The sequence below is a fragment of the Arthrobacter sp. AIWTK1 genome, from assembly GCF_056680535.1.
On the sequence record NZ_CM155287.1, the window covers coordinates 3162528 to 3188607 of the forward strand.

Below are 26080 nucleotides of genomic sequence, written 5' to 3' on the forward strand. Positions count from 1 at the left end.
ACGCGTTGAACAGCAGCCGGCCGACTGGCTCGCGCTCGCACAGAACAAATCACAGCCCCAGCGCCACGAGGTCCTTGACGAACTGTACGCACTTCTGGATTCGGTCCTCCGTATCGATGAACTCCCCGTCACGATCTGCCTGCGCCACATTTAGGAAGGCAGCGTCAGTTGCTCCGTGCTTCTCGCAGACTTGCTGAAACGCCTTTGCATGCTGCTCATCTAGTGGCGGGTCAAGTTCGAAGCCAGCGTTGACACAGCGGATGCCAGTACCACTTGCCGTGAGCCGGAGCCAGCGAGGGTCGGTCTCGTGGCCGGAGAACCAGAGAGGACGGGCGGCATCGCCGATCGCGCTCTCTCGCCAAATCGTCAGGAGGTACGGATCGCGGTAGAGGGCCCCACCCATGAGAGAGTGGGTGCGCAGCATACACATGGAATAGCCCCATCGACCAGACTCTGGCAGGTGTTCCCCGTAGTAGACGCCGGTTTCACCGCTACGCATATCTGCGTAGGTCACAACGTAGTAGCGCCAGTCAAAGTGCCCCGTCCTGCGTTGCCGGTCACAGAACTCTTCAGCAACGGCGTCAAGGGTTGCCCCGGCGTCCGTCCCACCCAGGGAAACATCATCGAGGAGCGCCGCCAGCGCAAAAGAAAGCTCAGCGTTCTTCTCGCGCCCATGGTGCGTGAATACTTCGCGCCAGCGAAGCTCCTGCCTCTCGCTGGCAGTGCCATACTGGTAGGCGCGTCTGCCGATTCGATACCCATAATCACCCTTGGCCAATAGAGCCGCAGTCAGTCGGGGCCAGTACTCCTTCAACGTAATCGAAGCGAACGCGGCTGCCCGTTTCGATAGCGCGCCCGCATCCAAATCGAATGCGAACACCCGACCCCGCAATAGCGGATGGTCCTCGAGCTGATAAAGGACCTGCTCCTGGTCGGGGTGTGCCGCAAGGAAGGCATGTTTTAGTTGCTCATCGCTGACGCGGTCCGCGTTGAAGCCATTGAGGCCCTCGATTGCACCGTCGCGGATAAGGCGTTCAACGCCGTCGATGAGGTCGACCATGCGATTGTCACGAATCTCATCTGATCGATCTGTGAGGTTTCGGAGTGTTCGAAGCCGACCCTGCACGTCATCGGTTGCGAACTGTCGGTGGACGAGGACTGCGAACAGGAGCAGGGTCTCGGACAGCGAGAAAAGTCGAGCCTTGCCGTTCATCTGTCCATATCGGCGGCAGCACTCTTGAAACAAATTGACGTTTCGGGTGTCGAACAGGGTTACTCGATCTGTTTCTACGATTCCGGCAGTGGTGGCACTCCTGAAGTGCCTCGCGAAAACAGCATCGATGTCCGCCGAATCCCAAGTGTCGAAGGCATGGAACAAGAAGTCTAAGTTGCGCTGTGAGTTCGGATTCTCACGTCCGAAGACACGCTCCGCGCGTTCGAGCCGGCTGCCTCCGTAGCCACCGTCATCTCGCCATTCGCAGACCTCGATGACGAATTCAAGGTAGCGAAGGAACTCGTCATCGACTATGTGATCACCGCCGTGGTAAGGCCACAACACGTCAGTCCATGCGCCATCAAACTTATGGACAATCTCGTTGAACCGTTCCACGGTCAAGGCCTCAGCGAGGATTCGCTCGAATCGAGCCTTAAAGTTCTCAAACTCGGTGAGTGGCTTCCCTCGTGAGTTCATTTTGATGTAGAGCTCTTCGCCGGACGGCATGTCATCGATCGGAAGGAAGTGGAAGGATATTGCGGGGCTCACGTCATCCGTAAGCCGAGCCCACGCCGCGTCAAAGTCGATGGCATTAGCGGAGAGCCGCTCATGGATCGCGTCAAGCATCACGAGCATCGACTGGACACTAGGGTCGTGACGCCACGCGAAGAGATACCACGCCTGGTTCGTTATCCAAGCCGAGGGGACACCGAAGTCGGCGGACGGAAAGTGCTCTGGATTCGCAAGCTGGCGACAGAACAGTTCGGCAGTCGGACGTGTCGCGTAGGCGAATTCCAGCCACTGCCCTGCTTCGATCAGCCGCCCGGAACGCGCGGCGACGTACCAATGGACAAGAAATAGCGTAGTCAGCCGCTGCTGCCCATCAAGTGGACGAAGCGTACCGTTCTCGATCTCGCCGTAAACGAAGTCAAGGTCGACATGGTCACCACCCCTGATCGCTGTCACGAGAACCTCCAAAAAGTCGCGACGGATCACCTGCACAGCAGCGTTTTCGCGCCCCTGAGCATAATCTCGTTGGAGAAGTGGGATCTCGACACGCTTGACGCTCTGCATCCCGTCGACCCGCGGCCGGAACATGCTGACAAATGAGGTTTTGAAGCCCTTCAATCGAGCACCTCCGCCGGCAAAAGATACGGTCCCACCGCTGACTGAATAGCATTCAAGTAGGCAATACGATCGGAGGCGAGCCAAAAGTGAATCTGCTGAGCGTTCGATTCCGTGTAGTACTTGAGGAAGATGTTACGGCTGCAGGCGGGGATATATGAGCCCTCCTTGTCGCGCTGGAGAATTTCGCGGCGCTTGACCTCGAAGGTCGAGTTGCTGAGCGCACTGTTGTCACGGCTCGCCAAAAGAGCCAGATTAGCGATCGAATGGACGCTGTCGTCGGCGCCCCAGCTGGAGTCGGACAACGCGGTTTCCACCCTGGCTTTGATCGTGTCGAAGCGGGTCCCAATGCCATGCGTCCTAGCGTCGGCGATGGCCTCAAGAATCTCGTCTATCTCCGCAGCGAGCTCACCCCTGAGCATGTGATCCAAGTGGTGCACGCCTACGAGCGCATCTCGATGGAGCTGTAGCCAGTCCCGCCAGAGTTTCTCGTCTCGCTTCATCTCCTTCGCATTCTGGGCGTGTATGTGTTCCAGCGACCATGCGCCCCGAGCGTGAGCACGGAACGAGTAACGCTCCGAAGTATCAATCCGACGGCGCACAGTCTCCACATTCATGAGAAGGAGCACCTCGGTGCACTTTCCGCTCTTCGTCTCGTAGTCAAGGTCGGCCACTTCGGCGCTGGTCAGCTTGAGCCGCATACGAATTCGAGTATCAAGCGCGTCGTGGAGTTCACGTTTCGTCAGCCCCGACGCAGTCTCCACGAGCTCCGTGAAGGAGTCACCGAGCGCGACCAAGTAACCAACTTTGTGGAAGAGATCTCGGTCCTCATACCAACCGATGATCAGCGAGTGGAGGCCGACGACTTCGTCCCAGAAGTCCTGCGGGTTCTTTTCGATCCACGTGTGGAGCTTTTCGAAGGTGTGGTACAGGGGGCGGTGTCGACCTTCTGGCCGTCCGGCTCTCCGATCGGCAAGGGTATCTAGCAGCAACCCAATGTGCGTCGCTTCATCCTCGTGCTTGCCAGTGATGAAGGACCAGACCTCAGGGACACGGAGTTCACGTTCGAAAGCATCCCATTGCGCGGCAATCTGTTCACTCTTGTCAGCAAACCCTGAACGCTGCCGGCTCTTCGCGAGGACGAGTGCCTTAACCAGTTCCGCGTCGGTTAGTGGAATGCGGCCAACATTCAGCCTCGTGAAGAGAGCAATTGAATCGAGGTCGGGCGGAGCCACGTACCAGATGACCTTGACGGTCTCGAACAAGTAGCCGTAGAGCTTATTCGCGGCCCACTGCTTCCGGTGGGCGTGGGCTTCAAACCATTTTCGGATGTGCTCATAGGCGCCGTAGATGTGGTGGAAATCGATGTTCGCGTTGCGCTGTTTCTCATCGGGCGACCGAAGGAACACCTGGCTACCTGCTCGAGTCTCATACTCTAACGTGTAGGCAGCGCCCGCGTTCTGAAGGCCGTCTTTCTGCATAAACAGGAATATCAGGTACAGGGTAGTAAAGCGCTGCTGCCCATCGATGAGTTCCCAGCGGCCGTCCTCCCTTGACTTCACGACTACCGGCTGGAGATAGTACGGTTCACCTTCGCTCGTCCAGATGTCATTGAGAAGTCGCTCGACTTCTTCCTTGCCCCAGCGGTAACCGCGCTGATACGCAGGAACATAAAACGCACCTGTGATATCGCCGACGATTTTCGGCTCGAGAACCGTTTCATTACCGATGCTCATGGTGCACCGTCAGCCGGTCTGTTCGGGTAATTAACCATCTAACGGATTCTCCTTTGCGCCTTGGTGAACTCTTTTCCATGCCTCAGGGTACCGGCACCAACCGACACGCAGAGCTAAGCGCCCATCCGTGAATGAATAAAGGTCTTTCGGGAATCAAGGATCAGGTACCTCGGCACTCCTCAAGGAGTATTCGCCGATCACCGACTCCAATAAGATGGTTTCTTCACCACTCCAACCACCCGAGGAATCGTCAGCGGAATGACCCATAAGGAACCAGGGCTCTTCGACTTGCCCGACGCAGCCCCCACGTCGCCGGCCATCGAGGACATTCCGATCTCTCCCGTGCAGGTCGCGAGCATTCGAAGTGCCTTTGACACTGCCGGAATCACCGATATGGCTGAACGCCAGCAGATCATTCAGAGCTGTGTGATCCGGAAGATCTCGAACATCAGAGAACTGTATTCACGGGACGTGCGCCAGGTGCTGACGCGGATTGAAGGATGGGGCAGCAAGTCCGAACCCACCTCTGGCTCGGCTTGGGACAACCGCGAAGAAGACACCTGGATCGACAAGCTTTAGGCTCCCCTGGCAGAAACCCCGCAACTCGCCGGTCGCGGGTGGGCCAGGACCGTAAACACACCTCGCAAGGTTGGTAAAGTAAACCAGTGGTGTCTATATGTACGGAAGCATGTCTCGTGGGGGAACTGGTGTGGAGCAAGACCGCTGGATCGAAGTAAGCGATTCGCAGTTTCCGCATGAGATCGAGGGCCTCGCCTACCTCAAGAGCAAGATCCCGGCGCAGAGCCCCTACCGTGTGTGGAGCAACTTCGAGTTCCGGGACGGCCGCGGCGGCTGGCATGAAGTCGACGCCCTTCTGCTTGGCCGTGGCGGTCTGCACCTGTTGGAGCTCAAGTACTACTCCGGTCGACTGACCGGCAATGACACGCAGTGGCTCCGTGACGGTAGACGCGCGGAACCGTCGCCCCTTCTCTTAGCCAGGCGCAAGGCTCAGTACATGGCATCGAAGCTCAAAGACGCCCTGGCTGACTGGGCACGTGAAAAGGGCATTGGATTCGACGAGGTCCGTGGCCTGGTCCCCTTCGTCAGCCAGGCCGTCTTCCTTCACCACCCAAGGTTCGTCAGCGAGCTCCCGGCTTCCTCTGCGCTCGGTCTCTATGGACTCGACGAGGTGGAAGCTGTCAGCCATCTTCCCGGCATCAGCGAGCTGGTCGGCCAGGAACCACGTGCCAATGCAGCCATTGGTCAGAACCAGGAAGCCATCCTCGTAGACCTCATGGCCCGCATCGGCCTGGTCCAGCGCCGCGAACGCGAGGCCGGGTCATGGATCATTGCAGACGGAGCCCTTGACGAGGGCCCGGGCTGGCAGGATTGGAGTGGCTATCACAAAATCTCCAAGCAGGAGACAGTCCGGATCCGTTTCCAGATCACGCCCCCGGGGACATCGCAGTCCGTAGCCAGCCGCAATTACAAGATTGCCGAACACGAGTTCCGGCTCATGAGCCGGCTCTCACACGACGGCCTGTTGAGACCCCGCGACCTGGTCGATTCTGAGCTCGGGGTCGGATTGGTCTACGACTATTCCGATGGAATGCAGCGCCTGGATCTCTGGCTCGCCGGGCAGCCTAACGGGCTGCCCTTGGATCAGCGCTTGTCCATCATCCGTCAGCTGGCGGAAGCCCTCGACTACGCCCACCGCAACCAGGTGGTCCATCGTGGCCTGAGTCCAAAGGCCGTCTGGGTGAAGACGGTTCACGGACAGCCCAAGGTTCTTATCGGCGACTGGCAAAGCGCTGGCTTGGCCTCAGGCCAGGTCCTCACCGGGCACGCCGCCGATGGCGTCACTTCACTGCTGGACCGCAGGCCGGACCCTAATCAGGCAGACGCGTGGCTGACCGAAGCTTTTGAAGCCCCAGAGGGACGCTGGCAACCGGAATCAGCAGATCGTATCCGGGTGGACGTCTTTTCGCTTGGCGCCCTGGCTTACTTCATCCTCGCGTCGCAACGTCCCGCTGATTCGTCGCTGGTCCTTGCGGAGCGCCTGCGCAACCAGCGTGGCCTGGACCTGTCCCTCGAGCTGCCCTCGATCTCGCCAAGCATTCGCGAAGCCGTGCTGGGTGCCACCAGGCCCGCCCCCGGCGAGCGGTTCGACGGCGTCCGTAAGTTCCTGGACGCCTTGTTCAACTCCTCCTCGCTTTCAGCTGTGGCAAGCGAGGACGTCGACGCCGTCGAGGCTACTCCGGGCACGGTTTTGGCTGACGGACGATTCACTGTCGTTCGCCGGCTCGGACGCGGCTCGACTGCCGTCGGGCTGCTGGTTAAAGACGCGGACGACGACGGCGCGCATCGGGTGTTGAAGGTTGCGGTGGATGCCAAAGCGGCGCAGCGGCTCAACGAAGAGGCCTCGGTATTGCGTGCGCTGTCCGGTCCGCGCTTGGTCAAGATTGTCGATGGGCCGCTCTCCCTCGGCGACCGCTCTGCTTTGCTGCTGGAGAGCGCTGGCGAGCAAACGCTAAGCGAGCTGCTGCGCGAGCGAAAGCGCCTATCCTTGGACCTGCTGGAAAGACTCGGCCGGGACCTCCTGGAAGCACTGGTCCAGCTGGACAAGGACGGTGTTGATCACCGAGACATCAAGCCAGGCAACTTGGGCGTTCGGGCAGAGCGTAGCGGCAAACACCTCGTACTCTTCGACTTCTCTCTTTCCCGGGCTGCAGCATCGGACATCGCTGCCGGCACCCCTCCCTATCTGGATCCATTCCTGGGTGGGCTCCGGACTCGGTTCGATTCCGCGGCGGAACGATACGCCGCCGCCGTCGTGCTGTTTGAAATGGCAACCGGCCACACGCCTTTCTACGGTGACCCTCTTGCCAACCCCGCGTCCGTACCGGACGAAGCCAGCATCGAGGCCCACGACTTTGACCGGGCCGTTGCCCAACGCCTCGTCTCCTTCTTCCGCACGGCGCTGGCCCGCGATGCCAAGCGACGCTATGACACCGCTACGGAAATGCTGGAGAACTGGCGGGCTGCGTTCCCGACGGATGCCACCACCGCCCCGGAGAACTCGGACGAACTAGCGACCGCGGCAACACCGGCCACCCCGCTGGAGCAGTCCGGCCTTTCGGCGCGCGCCCTCTCCGCTCTTGAACCGCTCGGAGTCGCCACCGTTGGGGAACTCACAGCCGTTGACCCGATCCGACTCAACGCCCTTCGCGGCGTGGCACTGGCCACCCGTCGGGAGGCTTCAGCGCGGGCTAGCCTGTGGCGGGAAAAGTTCGGCGAGAAGAAGCAGGGAAACCAGGGGACCGCTCCGCTCCCCTCGGTGCTGGCCCTTGCCGAACAGCTCATCGAGGCAGCTGGAACAAGGAAGGCAGTGCAGTCCCGAGCTGCCGCCGGCCTGATCCTTGGAACATACGGCGACGTGGACGCGTTCGCTACACAGGCGCAGCTGGGTGCGAATCTGCCCAACCCTGTCACTGCGGCGGGCGCGAACCAGCTCGTCGGGAAACTCCAGACTTCCTGGGCCGAAGAACCACGCGTGTTGGGTTACCTGCGTCACCTGACCAGCGTGGTGAACCAGCGCCTTGGGGCCCTTGGCGGGACGGCAACGGTTGATGAACTGGCCGCGGAAGTGCTCGCCCAGACCACGGTCGAGTCCGAGCGTACCGGCGAGAACGAACGCATCGCCCGGGGTCTCCTGCGGATCGTCATTGACCGCCAGCGGGCCCTCAAACGCGCGGACGTCAACGACGAACCCCTGGAACTGCGCCGGCGGGAAGGCAACGCACTGCTGATCGCCAGCGAGGCACCGTTGCTGGATGTGGCAGAACGTCTCGGCCGCGAAGGCGACGCGCTGCTCGCCGAGTCAACGGCGCAGCCCGCCCTTGTTCCGGCCGAACGCGTCCAGCAGCGGCTGTCAGCGATACTCGACGCTGCAGGCATCGAAGATCCTTTGCTGCGCGATAGGGTCCGCTTGGCCCGCCTGTCCGCCGGGTTATCCCGCCACGCCGCAGCGTCCGGTTCCGGCGAGCTGCACCACCGGGATCTGTCCCAGGTCGACGCGCTGGGGCTTGCCCTGCGCGGAGTGGCGGGGCCTCAGCGACTCTCACCCCGCGAAATCATAGACCGCGTGCGAGTCCGTTTTCCCGCTGTGCCGGTTCTCCCGACGTCCGGGCGTCTCGCCGAGCTGCTTCGCGAGGCCGGCCTGGACCTGGTGCACGACCCCGAGTCCGGGACCTACGGTGCGCCAACCATCGTGGAACCGACCAGGGGCAGTTCCTCGCGCCTTGGCACAGGAACGCATGTCGGGGGCCTTGTGTCCACCGAATCCACGCCGGAGCAAAGGCTCAAGGAGAGCGTCACCCTGCGGTCCTTCCTGGCGTTGGGCGCCCGCGCCGACCGCTGCGACGCGCTGGCCGACCGGCTGGAAGCGGAGTTCAATGCGCGGCGGGTCGATGTCACTGCCCTGCTGCTGGACGAGCTGAAGTCCCTGAGCCTCCAGGAGGGTTTCCCGTCCTGGGAGGCTCTGGTGCGCGCGGACGCACAGCCCGAGAACGACCGGGCTACCCGCGGTGTGGCCGCAGCGGTGAAGCTGGCCGTGCCCGTTGTCGAGGCGGCCATCGTGCAGGCGACTGCCGACATTCCCGAACAGGAACCCCGGCCGGTTCTTATAGTCGAAGCTTCTCCCCTGGTCCGCTATGGACATGCTGACCTCATCCGGCATTGGAGCGACCTAGCCACCCCGCGCGGCCAGGCGGTGTGGGTGATCCTGCCACAGGTCAGAGTGAACCAGGGGCCGCTGCTCGACGGCGTCTCGGTTCAGACGTCCCCTAACCAGTATCTTCGTGTCGAAACCGCCTGGATTGACGCCCAGACAGACCTCATCCCGGCAGCCGTCGAAGGAGCCACCGCATGACCATTGGCAAGGACCTCACTTCCAAGCTGCAGAAGCTGGTGCTCCGGGTCGAAGACGACCTGCGCGCCAGGCTGGAGGAAGATCGGGAGCTCAAGGCCAAGTGGCAGTCCGAGCACGCGGACGCCCTGCGCGCCGAACGCACCTCCTCCGCATGGGTCAGCTGGCGTGATGACCGCATCACCCAAGCCGCCGTCGGCTGGGTTCTGACCACAGTGTTCCTGCGCTTCTGCGAAGACAACGCGCTGCTCTCCAAGGTTTGGATCGCCGGTCCCGGCGCACGCCGGCAGGAAGCGTTCGACGCCGAAAACGCCTACTTCCGCGCCCACCCAGAGAACACGTGGCGCGAATGGATCCTAGAGGGTATCACCCACCTGCGCTCCTTCCCGGCCACCGTGGCCCTTGTCGACGAACACGCGGCCCTCCGGCAGGTCTCCCCCTCCGGCGCGATGGCCAAGGAGATCTTGGATTTCTGGCGAGCCACAGACGAAGCCGGCGTCCCGCACTACGACTTCCGGGATGAGGAACTTTCCACACGATTCCTCGGCGACCTTTATCAGGACCTCTCCGAATACGCGAAGAAGACCTTCGCCCTGCTGCAGACGCCTGAGTTCGTCGAAGAGTTCATCCTCGATCAAACCCTCACGCCCGCACTGGCTGAGCGCCCATTGGAAGGGTTCAAGCTCATCGACCCGACCTGCGGGTCCGGGCACTTCCTGCTGGGGGGATTCCAGCGATTGCTGGATGCGTGGGATTCCAAGGCTCCAAACTTAGAAATCCGCGAACGCGTTCAAAAGGCACTCAACGCGATCCATGGCGTGGACCTCAACCCCTTTGCAGTGGCGATCGCCCGTTTCCGGCTCACCATCGCCGCACTGCAGGCAACGGGAGAACTCGACCTGGAACGCGCCCCCGACTTCAGCTTCCATCTAGCTGCCGGCGACTCCCTGCTCTACGGGCGGGCCGATCGGCCGTTCGAACAGGAAGGCTTCGACCTCGATGCGCAAATGAGCGGTTTCGCCTACTCAGTCGAGGACCGCGAACTCCTTGAGACGATACTCGCCGAGAACCAGTACGACGTCGTGGTCGGCAACCCGCCCTACATCACGGTCAAGGACAAGACCCTCAACGAGCGCTATCGCAAGCTTTACAAGAGCTGCAAGGGCCAGTATGCACTGTCCATTCCCTTCATGGAACGGTTCTTCCGGCTCGCCAAGTTCGGGTCAGAAAAGCAGATCGCGGGCTGGGCGGGGCAAATCACCTCGAATTCCTTCATGAAGCGCGAGTTCGGTTCGAAGATCATTGAGGACTACCTGCCACGACAGGACCTGCGCCTTGTTGTGGACACCTCCGGTGCCTACATCCCCGGTCACGGCACTCCGACAGTCATCCTCATCGGCAAGCACCAAAGACCCGTTATCCAGACCGTGCGCGCGGTGCTCGGCGTGCAGGGCGAACCTGGACGACCTGAGGATCCTGCCAACGGACTAGTTTGGCGTGCGACGACAGACCACCTTGATCAGCCGGGATACGACGGCCAGTGGATCTCCGTCGCCGACCTGCCCCGACAGCGACTAGCTACACATCCGTGGAGCTTGACCGGTGGCGGCGCCGTTGCTCTTTTGCAAAAGATCGAAGCCGGTTCGGCTGAACCGTTGTCGTCAGTCGTCGCTGACATCGGGTTCATGACGGTCACGCGCGAGGATGAAGCATACCTCCTAGGCGCACCGACGTTGGCAAGACGTGGTGTCGCATCGCAGCTCACTAAACGCATCGCAGCTGGAAGCGATATTCGTGATTGGACTAACGGGACCGAACAAACGGCGTTGTGTACCTACGATGGGAATGGCCAACCTGTTATTGATTCCGCCGGCTCCCGCCTCCTCTGGCCAATGAAACAACACCTGCTGAACCGACGTGCGCTGAGCGGCACACAGGCGGAGCAAGGGCTCGAATGGTGGGAATACTCGCAACTCAACAAGAAGCGCTATACGGCCGATCGACTCATCTCATTCGCTTTCGTCGCTACGCACAACCATTTCACGCTCACAGATCGCGGAACTCTATTCATCAGATCCGCCCCCGTTATAAGGTTGCCTGAGGGCGTGTCCGAGGACAAACACCTCGCCTTGCTCGGTGTGCTCAATTCCTCGACCGCCTGTTTCTGGCTTAAACAGAAAAGTTATCCAAAGGGCGGGGACCCTGTTGGAAATGACGGTGCTCGCGTCTCGCAGCAGCCTTGGTCGGACCGTTATGAGTTCACAGGCACGACGCTGCAGGACTTCCCGCTGCCTTCATCGCTGCCGCTGAACCGGGGTCGCCACCTCAACGGACTCGCGCAATCCCTGGCAGGGACGTCGCCGTCCTCAGTAGTGGAGAGTGCGCCGCCGACGGCGACTGTGCTGTCTGATGCCCAGAAGCTGTTCCATAACCTGCAAGGGCAGATGATGGCCACCCAAGAGGAACTGGATTGGGAAACATATCGCCTCTATGGCCTGATCTCTGAAGACCTCACCTACGGGGGTGATTCGTTACCAGTGTTCGAGCTCGGGCAGCGTGCCTTCGAAATCGTGCTAGCACGCCGAATCGCTAATGGATCCTCCGATTCCACTTGGTTTACCCGGCATGGCTCCACCCCCGTCACCGACGTACCAGCCGACTGGCCGGAACAGTATCGTGCTCTCGTCCAGCGTCGAATCGACGCCATCGAGACTCACCCGAATATCAGGTTGCTAGAGCAGCCCGAGTACAAGCGTCGTTGGGCGGGCGAGCCGTGGCAGAAGCAGCAGGACCGCGCGCTCCGCGGCTGGCTGCTGGACCGGCTAGAGGAACGCTCCTTCTGGTTCGATGCTCAGGATCGCCCGCTTGGGCGGAGCATCTCCCAGCTGGCAGATAAGGTCTCCCGCGACACCGACTTAGTGAGCGTCCTAGCAATGTGGGACGGTACCGTTGACATCGACGTCACGAAGGCCCTCACCAAGCTTCTTACGGACGAAGCTGTCCCCTATCTTGCCGCCCAGCGACTCAAGGACTCCGGTCTGCGCAAACGGGAAGCGTGGGAGGACACTTGGGACCTTCAGCGCCGGGCGGAAGACGGCGAGCCCGTGGACAAGATCCCGGTGCCCCCAAAGTACGCCACCGCGGACTTCCGCAACGGTTCTTGCTGGCAGGCGCGCGGCAAGCTTGACGTACCTAAGGAACGCTTCATCCTGTACCCGGATGCGGGCCGTCCCACCGACCCTACACTGCTGCTGGGCTGGGCCGGGTGGGACCACATCCAGCAGTTCCTTGTCCTCGCCACGATCATGGACGAACGGATCGCTGAGGGTGCCGATGACGGCCAACTGGTCCCGTTGGTGGCCGGCATGGCGGAACTGCTGCCGTGGGTCAAGCAGTGGCACGCTGATCTGGATCCGACCTTCGGCATGAGCATGGCCGACTTCTGTTCCGCACAGCTCGAGGAACGCATGACCCAACTCAATGTCTCAACGACTGATCTGAAGGCTTGGCGTCCCGCGCCGGCCACACGCGGCCGACGTACCGTCAAGGAGAACGCATGACCATCCTGCTTCGCGACGTCTTCGACATCCCTGAACGCGCGGGTGTGGAGGACTACGTTCTCCGCCTCACCGACGCCGTCAGTGGCGACGGTGCCCGGCACGCCCTGGACGACTACGTGGTCACCCCGTCCCTGGTTGAGGCCTTTGATTCCGCGCTGGGACTGGTCTCCGATGCGCTGACCACAGGCATCAATCGCGGCGCTTTCCTGACCGGATCCTTCGGCTCGGGTAAGTCCCACTTTATGGCTGTCCTCCATGCCCTACTGCGCCACGATCCGAAGGCCCGATCTGTCGTTGAACTCCAGGAGACCGTCGCCCGGCACGACGCTGGGCTCTCCGGCAGAAACGTACTGCCGTTGGCCTTCCACTTCTTAGACGGCCAGTCGATGGAACAGGTCATCTTCGACGCGTACGTCCGGCACATCCAGGCCGCCCACCCCGACTCGTCCTTACCTGCTCTCTTCGCTTCCGATGCGCTCCTTGAGGACGCGGAGAACCTGCGCCAGCGAATCGGGGACAGCGCGTTCTTTCAAGGCCTTGGAGGCGCAGCGGCCGAAGACGAGTTTGACGAGTTCTCCGGCCTGCTCGGCTCCAGCGGCTGGGACTTGGACCGCTACCACGCGGCCCGCACCGCACCCGTACAAAGTGTGGAGCGGCAGTCGCTGGTCAGTGACCTGGTGGGGACGTATTTCAAGGCGTTCGTCCGGTCCGGCGCGTACGTTGACCTGGACACCGGCCTTGCGGCCATGTCCTCTCACGCCAAGTCGTTGGGGTACGACGCCGTAGTCCTCTTCCTCGACGAACTGGTCCTCTGGCTCGCCTTCGGCATGCACGAACCCGAGTTCTTCCGCCGCGAATCCCAGAAACTGACCAAACTGGTCGAGGGCTCCTACGGCAGCCTCGAGGCCCCGTTGGTCTCCTTTGTGGCCCGGCAGATGGACCTCCGCAAGTGGTTCGCCGATGCCGGCGCCAACGGTGTCCAACAGGAGGCGCTCGAATCCGCGTTCCGGCACCAGGAAGGACGCTTCGCAAAAATCGAACTGGGCGATGACAACCTGCCGTTCGTAGCCAGCAAACGCCTCCTGAAGCCGAACGGCGACACCGCCCGGCAGTCCGTAGACGATGCCTTCACGCGGCTTGACCGCAACCCTAAAGTTTGGGACGTGTTGCTCGACGGAGTCAACTCCGACGACCAGCACCGTGGTTCGGACGAGAAAGCCTTCCGACTCACCTACCCCTTTGCCCCCGCATTGGTCTCCACCTTGCGTTCCCTGGCCAGCGTCATGCAGCGCGACCGCACCGCACTGAAAGTCATGCAGCAGATGCTGGTTGACCGCCGGAACACCATGAGCATCGAAGAGGTCATCCCCGTCGGGGACAGCTTCGACTACATCGTCAAGGGTCAGGCTGGGGCGGCCCTCGACGCGCAGGCGGCGGCGCTCTTCCGCTCCGCCACCCAGCTGTACCAGGACAAGCTGCTGCCCAAGATCCTCTCCACCCACCACCTTGCCGCATCCGACCTGCAGGACCCATCCCGGCTGACCCCCGCATTCCGCGCGGATGACCGGCTCGCCAAGACGCTATTGCTCTCCGCTGTCGCACCCAACGTCCCCGCGCTGAAGGCGCTGACGGCGGTCCGGCTCGCTTCGCTGAACCACGGCTCCATCGCTTCCCCGCTGCCAGGCGGAGAGGCCAACATCGTGCTGGCCAAGGTCAAGAACTGGTCCCGTGAGGTGCCCGAGATCCATGTGGGCTCGGAGCCGCTGAACCCCATCATCCGGGTCCAACTGTCCAATGTGGACTACGAGTCAATCGTGGAGAAGGCCAAGGGCGAGGACAACCCCGGGCGCCAGCGTGAGCTCATCCGCAAGATGGTGGCCGAAGGACTTGGCCTGGAACTCGGCGACCCCGACGCTTGGAACGTTTACCGGCATCCCGTCGTTTGGCGTGGCTCCAAGCGCGAGGTCGAACTGGTCTTCGGCAACGTGCGCGACGCAGGCTGGCTCACGGATGAGCATTTCCGTTCCGGGGCCGGCGCGTGGCGCTTCGTCATCGACCACCCCTTCGATGAACAACAGCACACCGCCACCGAGGACATCGAGCGAATCGAGAATTTGCGCGCCCGCAATTTCACCTCGCGCACTGTGGTCTGGTTGCCGCGTTTCCTCTCCACGGAATCCATGCGCGACCTGCGTCGGCTCGTAGTGTTGGACTGGCTTTTGGAGGGCACCGGAGACCGCTGGAATAGCCACGCCAATCACCTTAGTGAGGTCGATCGCCAACAGGCCCGCGGCATCCTCGAATCTCAGCAAGCGGCCCTGCGCGAGGGGTTGCTACGTATAATCCAGCAGGCTTACGGAGCGGCGACCCCGGCACCCGCGGCGCTGCTCGAGGATCCCGCGCATGTGGAGGTCCTGTACTCCTTGGATCCGGAATACGTGCCGCAGCCCCCGGTCGGGGCCACGCTCGGGGCGGGCTTCAGGCAGTTGGTTAATCGCGCGTTTGAATCCTCCTACCCGGGTCACCCGCGCTTCGAGCCGGAGGACACCGAGGTTAGGGTTGCCGACCTCAAGGCGGTTGCCGCCGCACTTGAGGCCGCCGCTGCAGATCCTGAGGGCCGCGCCCCCTACCCTGGCGACGCCCGGACAGTACGCCGAATCGCCAATCCCCTGGAAGTCGGGGTCGCAGGAGAAACGCATTTCCTGTTCGGCGATGGCCGCTTCGGGCATTGGGGTGCCACGCTTGAGCGAGGACTCTCACGGGCTGGCATCCGTAATGACGACCCCGTCACCGTTTCGAAGCTGCGCGAAATCATCGACAGGGTCGAACCGGCACACGGGCTGCGGAACGAGGTCTCTGACCTGATCATCATTGCGTGGGGTTTGTTGCGCCAGCGCGCCTGGTTCAACCATGGCGGAGCCTTACCCGCCACTCCCCCGCCCGGTTCGCTCCAGCCCAGCATGGAGCTGCGCCCGCAGCCGATGCCCACTGAAGAGGAATGGGAGGCCGCCCGGGCCACCGCGGGCCGTGTCTTGGGTATCGAGGCCCCTAAGTACCGCACCCCTGCCGCCGTGGCCACCCTTGCCGACGCGACCCGCACGCTCGCTCGCACGCGAGCTGCTGATGCGGACGCGCTGGTCAACGCGTTGAAGTCTGCCGCCACCCGGCTGGGGAACGACGGCGGGTCGCGTTTGTTGCTTGCTAGCGGCCTCGCAACCGCACTTGGTGCCCTGCAGCACCAAAACGGTGTAACTCTGATCCAGACCCTCGCGGGTCTTGATCTCCCGGCCACACCGCAGGAAGCTGCGGCGTCTCTGATCCACGCCAAGGAAGTTGCGGCAGCTCTCTCGACCTTCGCCTGGAACCGGCTGGCTCACGTCCGCGAAGCTGCCAGTGGGCAGGGTGAACGGGCGGACGGCGCTCAAGCCATCCTCGACCGTTTGGCCACGGCGCTGAAGGGCCACGAGCACGCACATCCATGTGCGAGTGCGCTCAGGAACGCCGTCGACGACATATTCGAGTGGCTCGCCGCGGCGCCGCCTTCACCTGTCATGCCTCCCGTTCCTGTCTCTCCACCTGTTCCACCGGTGGTCACACCCGAACCAATCGAAGGTAAACCCGAACGTCCGGACGATGTCGACCTTCCGCCCGCGTCGGCACAGCCAGCAACTCCGGGTGGGGAATGGCGCACAGCCCGTGGCGGAGACAACACGGTAGTCGAACTGCAGGAGTTCATCCGGAAAAACCCGGGTCGCTGTGTCGAGGTACAGTGGAGGATCGTCGAGTGAACGGCCAGGCAGCCGTTCAGAGCACGGTGAGCACCGCCGTCGTCCGTTCCCTGATCTCCGCGGCGCGCAAGCACGGCACTCAGCGCGTGATCGGCCTCCGTGCCGTCCCAGACGCCGGCGCCGAACGACGCTTCGCGGATTCCGGAGAGCGCGTACACGTCCTGCCGTGTGTTTCGTCGCTGGCCATCCGAGACGCGTTGCGCAACCGTGCCGGTGATGAATGGCTCGTGATCCTGACGGACCGGCCGGAAGAGGATCTGGGTGCCGGAATCCTCGGGCATTTTGCGAACCAGAGGCTCCAGGCCCCAGGTGCGTGGGAAGCACTCAAGGAACGCTTCAGCGCTGACCGGATCGACCGTCCACTGTCTACTCTCAAGCAGCGGCTGCCAGTGGCACAAGGCCTATTGCGCATCACTCCCGACGAAGGATGGCCCGCAGCTCCCGGAGCAGTGCTGACCATCGACCACGCCTTCGCTTCAGTCGCAGAGCGGCAGCTGGCACTGCAGCGTGGTCCGGTAGATGGCCTCAGCGTCCTCGATTGGTCCATGCGGTCCGATGCCACAGACCGTATGGCAGACCTGCGCGAATTCGGCGGTGATGAACTTGCTGACGCCGTTCTTCAATGGCTGACTGACCGCGCCGGGCAGACAGGGAAGCCACTCCTGAGGTTGCTTCTCACCAGCCGGGCCGCCGAGGCAGTACCGGTCGGCATCGCGTTGAACGTGCTGACCGAGACGGGCGGGCGGACAGCCCAGGACCAGCAGCTCAGCGAGCTTGCGCTGGCACGTCTCGAGCACCTCTGGGCCGGTTCCGCGGAACCAATTACCCCTTCCATGCTGGCGGCACTCGGTAAGTCAGCCCGCAACGTTGTCGAAGCGCAACTGGAGGATCCGGCTCGCTGGCAGGAGGCCCACGCGGCCTTGCAGGCGGCCGACAGATTACTCACAAAGATCCAGGCTTCCAGCCTGGGCCGAGATTCCCAGCTGCTCCCCACCGGACTCACCGCGATGCTACAACGGCTCGCCGAAACGCTACGTTCTTTCCCAGCGTCCGGGATCGACAGCGTGGAAAAGGCCTGGGCGGCGGCCGAGGACCACCGTCTGGCATATCCGTTACGAGGCAACGCCCAGGATCCGCGCGTGGCCCCATTCCATGCTGCCGTCAGACTGGCCCGCTGGCTCACCGGCGACAACACTCTTCCCAACAGTTTCATCGGCGCCGTACATCTGCACGCTCACGTCCACGCGTGGGTAGACGCCGCCTACAACGATGTGGCTGGCGGCGTCAGCGACCAACTCTTGGGCGAAGGTCTCAGCACCATCCTGCGACTCACTGAGCAGCGGCGCCACGGCCATGACCGAGAATTCGCGCGGCTGCTGGCCACCTCAACCTCCTCGGACGAAGGCAGAGCGACGGGTCGCTTGGACGGTGCAGGAGACCCCGTCTGGCATCTGGAGCGGTTGCTGCCCTCAGTGGTTCTGCCACTCGCTCGAGCAAAGAACACGCTCCTGCTGGTTCTCGACGGCATGAGCGCCGCCAGCGCCGCGGAACTCGCCTCCACCGTGCTCCATGGGAACGAGGGCTGGGCCGAGGTCATCCCGGCTGCATCGGAACGCCGTGGGTCCGCCGTGGCCGTGATGCCGACGCTCACGAACCTCAGCCGAGCTTCCCTGTTCAGCGGTCAGCTGACGTCGGGAGGGCAGTCCCGCGAATTGTCCGGCTTCGCCGCGCTGACAAAGGCCGGCGGGATCGCCCAATCGCAACTCTTCCACAAGGCGCCCCTGGATTCGTCGCGTCCTGGAATGGCCCTGCAGGACGACATTTCCGTTGCCATCGCCGACCAACGAACCCCGCTCGTGGCCTGCGTTCTGAACACCATTGATGACGCCCTGGACAAGAGCGACCCGGCCGGAACCACGTGGACGCCTGACACCGTCCGGCACCTCCGACCGTTGCTATCCGCCGCGATGGCAGCGGGGCGCACCGTGGTCATGACGTCCGATCATGGGCACATTGTGGAGCGCCGCCGCGGGGAACTGCGCGCGTTCGGTGAAGCGAGCAGCGCACGGTCCCGGCTGCCGGAGACCCCTATTGGTGAAGATGAGGTTCTTGTCCAAGGACGCCGGGTTCTCGCCGAGGGAGGGTGCGCAGTGCTCGCCGTCGATGAAACCCTGCGCTACGGACCGATCAAGGCCGGATACCACGGAGGCGCTTCCCCCGCAGAGGTAGTAGTTCCCATTGTGGTTCTCGTTCCGGGCGACAACGTCCCCGACGGGTGGAAGCTGGCGCCGTCACAGGAACCGCTGTGGTGGTCAGTTGTGGCCACCGGCGCCGCGGCGCGCCCAGCGATCCCGAGTGCCGGGCTGACGAAGACCGCCAAGGACAACACTCCATCGATGCTCGACATCCTCGACTCCCCCGACCAGGTGCCCGCCGCGCCGCGCTTGGCCGCCGCCGTCGTGTCTTCAGGCATGTACAAGGCGCAGAAAGCGATCGCGGGCCGACTCGCAGTCTCCGACAGCCAAGTCGCTTCGCTGCTGGATGCGCTGGCCGGCGGGCCCGGGACCCGCTTGGCTAAGGAGGCCGCCGCCGTCGTCCTCCAGGTCGCACCCGCGCGCATGGATGGCGCGGTGGCCCAACTGCAGAAGCTGCTCAACGTCGAAGGCTACGGGGTGTTGCGTGTCGACGGTTCCATGCTGGTCCTGGACGCACGGCTGCTCCGCGAACAATTCGGGGTGACAGATCGTGGCTGACGTCTCGCCCCGGAGGCGCCGTGAAGTGATCGACGCGCTGCGGCGCGGCACGGTTCCTTCCAACGGACTCGACCTCCTCGCAGTCGGCCTGGACCGGTTCCAGCGCGCCGTCGACGAGGAACTCGAGACGGTCGCAGGTAGTGGTGCTGTGGTCAAGGCAGTCCGTGGTGAGTACGGCACGGGTAAGACCTTCTACACCCGGCATCTTGCGGAGAAGGCGCTCAGAAAGGGTTTCGCCGCCGCCGAAGTTCAGATTTCCGAGACTGAGACCCCGCTGCATAAGCTTGAAACCGTCTACCGGCGGATTACAGAATCGCTGCGCACTGCTTCGGTGGCGCCCAGCGCGTTCCGTTCCGTCTTGGATGCCTGGCTGTTCACCCTTGAAGACGATGCCATCGCCGCAGACCCCGCTCTGGCTACCACTTCAGCGGCTGAGTTAGCGGCTGCCGCGGATGAGTTGCTGGACCGGCGATTGGCCGAGGTGAGTGAGAAGACACCTGCCTTCGCCCAAGCACTCCGCGGTTACCGGGCAGCCGTAGCCGCTGGAGATGCTGCCGTTGCAGACGGGCTTGCCGCATGGCTCGGTGGGCAGCCCCATGTGGGCGCTTCGGCCAAACGCGGGGCCGGAATCCGCGGCGACCTTGACCACTTCGGCGCCTTGGGATTCCTGCAGGGTCTGCTGCTGATCCTGCGCGACGCCGGGCATCCCGGCCTGCTGGTGGTTTTGGACGAGGTTGAGACCCTGCAACGAATGCGCTCGGATGTGCGGGACAAAGCCCTCAACGCGCTGCGCCAGCTCATGGACGAAGCGGATTCCGGTCGGTTCCCAGGGCTGTATCTGGTGCTGACCGGAACACCGGCTTTCTTCACGGGACCGTCCGGGGTGCCACGTTTGGCGCCGCTGGCCCAGCGGCTGGCTACGGACTTCGGGACCGATTCGCGCTTCGACAACCCCCGGGCCGTACAGATCCGTTTGGCCGGCTTTGACCGTGAAGCGCTTGAAGCGTTGGGTATCAAGGTACGGGACCTTTACCTTCTCGGTGCCGACGCTCCTGACCGTATCCGCCAGCTCGTCGACGATCCCTACATCTCGGATCTGGCAGACGCCGTGACCGGCGGTTTGGGCGGCAAGGTCGGCATCGCGCCAAGGATCTTCCTGAAGAAGCTCATCGGCGACGTACTGGACCGTGTTGACCAGTTCGCTGACTTCGACCCGCGCCAGCACTACGCCTTGACCCTCGCCCGCGAGGAACTAAACCCCGAGGAACGCAACGCCGTTGGCGGCACCGTCGGAGTGGCCGGCGGCTATGCGGCGACCGCGGACGACGTCGAACTCAACCTATGACCCAGCTTGCGGGGTTCGACGCGCTCCACACAGTGGTCCAGCACCACATCGCCAACACCCTTGGCTGGGGCGGCCTGCGGCCGCTGCAGTCAGAGGCCATCGGTCCCGTCCTGGGCGGCAACGACTGTCTGCTCCTGGCTCCCACAGCCGGCGGTAAGACCGAGGCAGCGTTGTTCCCTCTGCTGACCCGGATGTCTGAAGAGGCGTGGACAGGGACCTCCGTGCTCTACGTATGTCCCCTGCGCGCGTTGCTGAACAATCTGGAACCACGGGTCGCTTCCTACGCCGGATGGCTCGGACGTACTGCGGCAGTCCGGCACGGCGACACCACTGCAGGCGCCCGCAAGCGTCAGGTCTTTGACCGACCGGACATCCTGCTGACGACCCCGGAATCACTCGAATCGATGCTCGTGTCCACGCTGGCGGATCCCCGGACCCTCTTCGCGGATGTGCGCGCCATCGTCGTCGACGAAGTCCATGCCTTTGCCGGAGATGACAGGGGCTGGCACCTGCTGGGAGTTGTGGAGCGCATCTCCAAGCTGGCTGGCCATAGGCTGCAACGGATTGGGCTGTCCGCGACGGTAGGCAACGCGCCGGAGCTCTTGACTTGGCTGCAAGGCAGCAATCGGATCTCGGAGATACCCGCCTCCGTCGTCGCTCCGGACGGTGACTCCGCGGCCGTACCGGAGATGCAGCTCGATTTCGTAGGCAGCGACCTAAATGCAGCCAAAGTAATAGCGGCCCTGCATCGCGGCGAGAAACGCCTCGTCTTCGCAGATTCGCGGCGGACGGTGGAAAAGGTGTCGCTGGGGCTGCGCGACCTTGAGGTGGAGACTTTCGTTTCGCATTCATCCTTGTCCGTCGATGCCCGCGGGCAGGCCGAAACCGCATTTTCCCAAGCCCGCAACTGCGTCATTGTGTCCACCTCGACACTGGAACTCGGCATCGACGTGGGCGATCTCGATAGGGTGGTCCAGATCGGTGCACCGCGCACCGTCGCCTCGGTGTTGCAGCGGCTCGGCCGAACTGGCCGCAGACCGGGAACCCAGCGAAACATGCTTTTCCTATCCACGGACGACGCGCAATTTCTCCGCGCCTGCGGCCTGTTGCTGCTTTGGTCGGAGGGCTACGTTGAGCCGGTCATTCCCCCGCAGTCGCCTCTGCAGGTAGCCGCACAACAACTCTTGGGACTGGCCCTCCAGGAACGGCGAATCGGGGCCAACACCTGGCACGAGTGGTTCCGCGGTCTCGAGCTCGCCTCGCAGGGCGAGTGGCAGGAGATCGCGGCGTGGCTGGTGGAATCCGGTCACCTCGACTCCGACCAAGGGATGCTCTTCATGGGTCCTGAAGCTGAGCGAAAGTACGGCGGCATCCACTACCGAGACCTCATGGCCGTGTTCACGGCGGACCCGCAGGTCGTAATTCTGCACGGCCGCGAGGAAATCGGTTCTGTTGATCCGATGGTGTTGCAACGCAAAGTTGACGGTCCCAGACTGCTTACGCTCGGAGGCAGGGCCTGGCAGGTGAACTATGTCGATTGGAAGCGCCACCGAGCCTACGTTGAACCATCTGCAAACGCTGCGGACTCCAAATGGTCAAGCATGCCGCAGCCCGAGTCCTATGCCCTGAGCGATGCAACTCGGCGGGTGCTGCTCGGAGCCACTCCGGCCGGCGTGCTGCTTTCCAAAAGAGCTGTGACCAAATTGGGCGAACTGCGGGAAGAATATGCAGGCCGCGTATCCGGTGATTCGACTGTCATGCTCCGCGCGGCGAATGGGCGGCTTCGCTGGTGGACATGGGCCGGAGCGCGTGCCAACGCCGTCCTGGTCGCTGGCCTCCTGGAGGTGGCGCCTGACTTGCTGGACGAGTCGCGGGCCTTCAACAACTGGCAGATTGGGCTGCGCGGGGACACCACCGCTCCCGCTCTCGCTGAGGCCATGCGGGAGATCCAGGGTGTGCTTCAAGACGAGCCGCAACGGCTCCTGCCGCAGGTTGATGAACGGGCACTCAGAACCCTGAAATTCGCGGAGCTTCTGACTCCTTCGTTGGCAGTCAGCACACTCGCTGAACGAAACAGCGATCATGTCGGTGCTACCGCGGTGTCCGCCAGATCCGTGGTGACCGCTTAGTCAATGGAGCCCTGTGCTCATCCGCGCACTCGCCCTATGAGAACTCGCTGAGTATGGCTCCCAGACTCGAACGAAGTTCCTTCAGCACGCTCGCATTCAGTGGCAGCGTGCAATTTGCTTCGTCTGCGCCATCCTCGTAGAACTGGAGATCCATAACCGGTTGCTCGTCTTCTTCATCCTGACTGGCGACGAAAGCAATCCAGGAAATTTCGCCCGGAAATCCGCCGATGGCCCCTACCTGAGCGGCCAGGGATCCTTCGGCGGCCTCCGCTTTGCCTACTTCGCCTTTGTCGTAAATGACGTATCGGGTGTAACAGGAATTTTCGCCCGCGGTTAGGTGTTCGGTGCACCACGGCTGGCAGGTCGGCGTTGCAGTCATTTCTTTCCCCTAAATGGATTCGCTCTTTCATAAACACATTAGCGGGCGCTCCTTCATCAGTGACCCCGGCTCACGGCAGGCTACCGGACGACCGGTACGAAGGCACCTGCCGGGCGACTTAGGGTGGTGAAATTTCTGACCACGCTTTTCGGGAACGCCTGAGGTTCAGTAGCTCATCTCATTCCCCGCGGTGGCCCCGAAAGGGGGCACCACCACCCGGCTCTTCGACGCGATGTTGTAGGCCGGCGAAGCAGTTTCCGCCGTCGTTGACGCGTCAGCGCCAACGTGAACCTCAGCGTCCGGGCCCACCACCGCCGCGTGGGACGTGCGCTGGTAGGCCGCAGTGCCGAAACGTAGATCCGGACCGATGGTATCTGCCACGATTCGGCGGGCTTCACGGCGTTCGCCGTCCTTCTCGTACGAACGGAATTCCAGTTCGCCTGCGACGGTGACCGCGTCTCCCTTCTTAAGAGAGTTCGCCGAGTTCTCCGCCAGCGCTCGGAAGGCTGAGACATTGTGAAAGACGGGTTCTCCGTCGTGCCAGGTGCCATCCGCTCCCTGGATTCGCTGGTTGACTGCGACGCGAAGTTTGGCGTGTGCCACTCCGCTTTCACCGAAGCTCAGTTCGGGGTCCGCGACGAGGTTTCCGGCGATGCTGACCGGGATTTTGGTGCTCATTGTTTTTGTCCTGTCCATAGCCGACGGGACTCTCCCGTTGGACAGCTAGTTGCGGCCAACCTCATGGGCCGGCCATCACCGGCCCATCAACAGACCTCGCGGGCTGTTCCAAGCCCACATAGGACCCTGTGGCATTCAATCGGGGGTCCGCGTCGAGAGCCGAAATCTTGCCGCCGAATCCCGGCGGACGGGTCATTTCGAGGATTCCTTTGCTGGCAGCCGTGACCCGGCCCAGTACCGACTTCGCAATGTCCGCACGGGATGCTGGGAGCTTACTGCCGCCGCCGTCGGCCCTCACATCCTTCTCGGCTTCAACGACGGCGTCAGCCCATCCGGCCAAGTAGCTGGCAGATTGCGCACCGCGATCGATTCCGTGGGCTCTAAGCACCGTGTAGGCAACGGATTCAGCCTCAACTTCCGCCAGCCCACGATGGTCTGCGCTGCTGCCGTAAAGCCGGCCGACGTCGTCGTCAGGCCCATGGAGCAAAACATGCCCAAGCTCATGGGCAAGGACGGCCAAACGCTCTTCAGGGTTTAACCACGCGCCAACCTGGACCCTGTGCTGGGTGAAGTCCGTAAAGCCACTGGTCAGCCCATATTGGGCCTCCGTGACGTCGACGTCGAAGCCGTGGCTGCCGGCAACCGTCGCAAGAGATCGCCACATCTCAGCGGCATTGGCCACTGGACCATCAGCGGCGCGGGGCACCAACAGCGGAGTCCCCTGCGTCTGCGAGACATCGAACACTGCCTGGCCACGCCAACCTGTGATGACGGTTTTCTTTCCATCGTCGACGGCGCCCCGCGGCAGTTGCTCGCCTACCGGGATGCGTTGCCGGATACCGTCAGGAAGCGTCACTTGCTGGACCCGTGATGTGCGGGGCGCGATGACCCACAGTGCGTGCTCGCCCTTCAGGACGGTGCGGCCGTGGCGTTCCCATTCCTTATACCCGGCCACCAGAGTTGGTTCCTCTGTGCCGCGCTGGGCCATCTGAATCATCAGCAGGGCAACGTTGCCGCCAGAGTAGCGCCATAATGTCGCCGAGGCGTCCAGCAGCACTTGCCAGTGCGACGGAGACTCAACGGCCTTTTCCAGGATCTTATGGAGACCATCCGTCAGGGCGGTGATGCGCTCTTCCGGCGTCATGCGCGCAGCGCTAGACTCGCCCGGACCAGGCGCGGCCTCTGCCACCACATCACTGGATACGTCTTCAGGTTCAGGGGCCACGACAGCCGCCCTCCATGCTTCTTGGGACCCCGCCGGAACTAGGTGGCGGATTACCTCTTCATGTCTGGAGAGGCACGAACAGCATGACTTCAGTAGTCGTCCAGTACTGGAACTCGATCGAGTAGGAATCACACAGTGCTCATTCGCTGACGCTGACTGCCGGGCTCCTGATGATTGTGGAGATGGCCGACTCACCTGCGACGGCGCACTTGGCTGCTACCTTTGGACTCAGGCAAAAGCCTACGAGATTACACCCTGAGTTCTTAAGCTATAACCTGCCTGTTGTAGAGGGGCCCTTTGAACGAACCGATTAGGCACCACTACGTACCGCAGTTCCTCCTACGCCGCTTCGCCGATTCCAAGGAGAAATTGTTTGTACATCGGGTTGCAGACGATAAAAGCTTCACGTCCGTAGTCCTAAACACGGGCCAAACCAAAGACGGCCATACGCTCTACGGCGATCGTTTCGGACCCACAGGACGAAATAGAACCCTGCTTGAATCAGCCATGAGTTCCTTGGAAGGCGAGGCCGCAGCCGCAATTCAGGAGCTGACAGCGACCACGGCAACAGACGTCACCGACGAGCAGAAGCAGGCGATCTGTTGGCTTGCCGGCCTACAGATACTTCGCAATCGGTTCAGTCTTGGGTATGTGGCCCATCAACTTCAGGAGCAAGGCTCGAACGATTTGCCCCCTCGAGAGCTCCAAACGGGCCTTCTCAGCGCCGCCCTTTTGTCGTTTCTTGGCGCATGGTCAATCCGGAACGATGTAGAGGCACGACCCAAAGACAAATGGAACCCCTACGCCGGGAGCCTCCTGAGTTTCAACTGGGACGTTGTGCGATTCCGGGGGCCTAGTCTCGTAGCCTCTGATGCTTTTGCCGCGCAGAGTGGAATTCGGCGGGATCTGCGCAAGAATTTCAATCCAACCGAGCATCGGTGGGCCATGCACGGGTTTGTCGTCCCCCTCCACGAATGCGAACGAGTCACGATTGCCCTGAGCCCGAGTACCGGGCTGTATCTCCACCGTTTGGAGGGGCGAAGAAGAATCAAGGCAGAAGATTTCAATCGGTGCACTGTCTACTCGTCCCGAGATTTTGTTACCCACAATGTGGATTGGCCGACCTCTCATCCCCGGCTTTACAAATCGATGGCTGAACATCTGGCACTCCAGCGGACGCTGAGACGAGCCATGCCCGCTAGTTTTTAGGTGGATCACGAAG

The 26080-nt window shown here is 62.4% G+C and carries 13 protein-coding genes; 8 read left to right on the top strand and 5 right to left on the bottom strand.

The genetic code is table 11. The annotated features are described in order from the left end of the window. Positions 1 to 49 precede the first annotated feature (49 nt). Positions 50 to 2341 carry a DUF262 domain-containing protein gene (locus AC1MDG_RS14510; protein WP_479804686.1) on the bottom strand — a complete coding sequence of 764 codons (2292 nt, stop codon included), beginning with the start codon at positions 2339 to 2341 and terminating at the stop codon, positions 50 to 52. Continuing rightward, a complete protein-coding gene (locus AC1MDG_RS14515) occupies positions 2338 to 4074 on the bottom strand; it encodes a DUF262 domain-containing protein (RefSeq protein ID WP_479804687.1) in 1737 nt (578 codons plus the stop codon). Before AC1MDG_RS14515 ends, AC1MDG_RS14510 begins: the two co-directional genes overlap by 4 nt. Positions 4075 to 4332: 258 nt before the next feature. On the opposite strand from AC1MDG_RS14515, the gene AC1MDG_RS14520 reads away from it, so the two are divergent. The 7 genes from AC1MDG_RS14520 (at position 4333) to AC1MDG_RS14550 (ending at position 22576) form a co-directional block, all read left to right on the top strand. After that, on the top strand, positions 4333 to 4653 hold the full coding sequence (locus tag AC1MDG_RS14520; protein ID WP_479804688.1) for a hypothetical protein: 321 nt from the start codon (positions 4333 to 4335) through the stop codon (positions 4651 to 4653). A gap of 130 nt (positions 4654 to 4783) precedes the next feature. Then, entirely contained in the window at positions 4784 to 9004 is a 4221-nt protein-coding gene (gene pglW / locus AC1MDG_RS14525) for a BREX system serine/threonine kinase PglW (protein ID WP_479804689.1), read from the top strand. After that, positions 9001 to 12561 (top strand): BREX-2 system adenine-specific DNA-methyltransferase PglX, encoded by a 3561-nt coding sequence (pglX, locus tag AC1MDG_RS14530; protein WP_479804690.1) that lies wholly within the window; start codon positions 9001 to 9003, stop codon positions 12559 to 12561. The genes pglW and pglX overlap by 4 nt, the downstream gene beginning before the upstream one ends. Beyond that, the gene (locus AC1MDG_RS14535) at positions 12558 to 16349 is read left to right on the top strand and encodes a BREX-2 system ATPase PglY family protein (RefSeq protein ID WP_479804691.1); all 3792 of its coding nucleotides are present in this window, start codon (positions 12558 to 12560) and stop codon (positions 16347 to 16349) included. The genes pglX and AC1MDG_RS14535 overlap by 4 nt, the downstream gene beginning before the upstream one ends. Beyond that, positions 16346 to 19102 carry a BREX-2 system phosphatase PglZ gene (gene pglZ, locus AC1MDG_RS14540; RefSeq protein WP_479804693.1) on the top strand — a complete coding sequence of 919 codons (2757 nt, stop codon included), beginning with the start codon at positions 16346 to 16348 and terminating at the stop codon, positions 19100 to 19102. Before AC1MDG_RS14535 ends, pglZ begins: the two co-directional genes overlap by 4 nt. Next, the gene (gene brxD / locus AC1MDG_RS14545) at positions 19095 to 20447 is read left to right on the top strand and encodes a BREX system ATP-binding protein BrxD (RefSeq protein ID WP_479804694.1); all 1353 of its coding nucleotides are present in this window, start codon (positions 19095 to 19097) and stop codon (positions 20445 to 20447) included. The genes pglZ and brxD overlap by 8 nt, the downstream gene beginning before the upstream one ends. Next, a complete protein-coding gene (locus AC1MDG_RS14550; protein ID WP_479804695.1) occupies positions 20444 to 22576 on the top strand; it encodes a DEAD/DEAH box helicase in 2133 nt (710 codons plus the stop codon). The genes brxD and AC1MDG_RS14550 overlap by 4 nt, the downstream gene beginning before the upstream one ends. Before the next feature lie 34 nt (positions 22577 to 22610). On the opposite strand, the gene AC1MDG_RS14555 is transcribed toward AC1MDG_RS14550, so the two are convergent. From AC1MDG_RS14555 to AC1MDG_RS14565, 3 genes are all read right to left on the bottom strand, one after another. Next, positions 22611 to 22955 carry a hypothetical protein gene (locus AC1MDG_RS14555; protein ID WP_479804697.1) on the bottom strand — a complete coding sequence of 115 codons (345 nt, stop codon included), beginning with the start codon at positions 22953 to 22955 and terminating at the stop codon, positions 22611 to 22613. 165 nt (positions 22956 to 23120) lie between these two features. Next, complete coding sequence (locus AC1MDG_RS14560) at positions 23121 to 23633, bottom strand: single-stranded DNA-binding protein (protein ID WP_479804699.1); 513 nt, start codon at positions 23631 to 23633, stop codon at positions 23121 to 23123. A 61-nt stretch (positions 23634 to 23694) separates the two neighbouring features. Beyond that, complete coding sequence (locus AC1MDG_RS14565) at positions 23695 to 24777, bottom strand: ArdC-like ssDNA-binding domain-containing protein (RefSeq protein ID WP_479804701.1); 1083 nt, start codon at positions 24775 to 24777, stop codon at positions 23695 to 23697. Positions 24778 to 25227: 450 nt separating this feature from the next. On the opposite strand from AC1MDG_RS14565, the gene AC1MDG_RS14570 reads away from it, so the two are divergent. Next, positions 25228 to 26067: a DUF4238 domain-containing protein gene (locus tag AC1MDG_RS14570; protein ID WP_479809109.1), complete on the top strand. Its 840-nt coding sequence runs from the start codon at positions 25228 to 25230 to the stop codon at positions 26065 to 26067. The last annotated feature ends 13 nt before the right edge of the window (positions 26068 to 26080 follow it).